Source organism: Agromyces albus, assembly GCF_004134825.1.
GTDB classification, from domain to species: Bacteria; Actinomycetota; Actinomycetes; order Actinomycetales; family Microbacteriaceae; genus Agromyces; species Agromyces albus.
Genome location: NZ_SDPN01000109.1, coordinates 1 through 630, shown reverse-complemented (window position 1 = coordinate 630; position 630 = coordinate 1). Strand labels below are relative to the sequence as shown.

General features: G+C 76.5%; 1 pseudogene. It reads right to left on the bottom strand.

From position 1 onward, the window contains the following. Positions 1–630 (bottom strand): annotated as a pseudogene (locus ESP51_RS20810) (molybdopterin-dependent oxidoreductase); the annotation flags it as partial.

The window sequence follows — 630 nt, the reverse complement described above, 5'->3', positions numbered from 1 at the left end:
GCCTGCAGCGCGTAGCCGCCGAGCGCAGCGAGCGCACCGAGGGCGGCCGCGCCGCCGGCCCAGCCGAGGAAGCGGCGACGGTCGACTCCGGCGGGTACCGTACGCTCGGCGGGTTCCGTGCGGTCGTCGCGGTGAGCGGATGCCACGGGGGCCGCGAGTGCGTCGGGCTCGACGGGTGCGGCCGGCTCCGCGGCATCCGTCACCGGCAGCCGTCGAACGAGGAAGGTGAGGGCCAGCACGCCCGCGATCGCCGCGACGGCCGAGGGAGCGATCGCGAGCAACGACGACCCGGCCCGCGTCGACGCCGCGACCGCGCCGACGACCCCGAAGAGGCCGATGACGATGCGCCCGAGCGGTGGCCGGCGCTGCTCGAGCACTCCAGCCACGGCGGCGAGCACGAGGGCCACCATGCCGATGCCGATGAGCAGCGCGGCCTTGTCAGCCAGGCCGAACAGGGCGATCGCGGCATCCTTCGCCCATGGCGGCGCGATATCGATGAGCAGCAAGCCGACGACGACGAACGGGCTCGAGGCGGGGGCGAGCAGCGCGGCGGCGAGCTCGCCGACGCCGGCTCCGAAGGCGACGGATGCCGCCCCCGCAGCAGCGGGCAGCGGCCACCGCCGCGCGCGG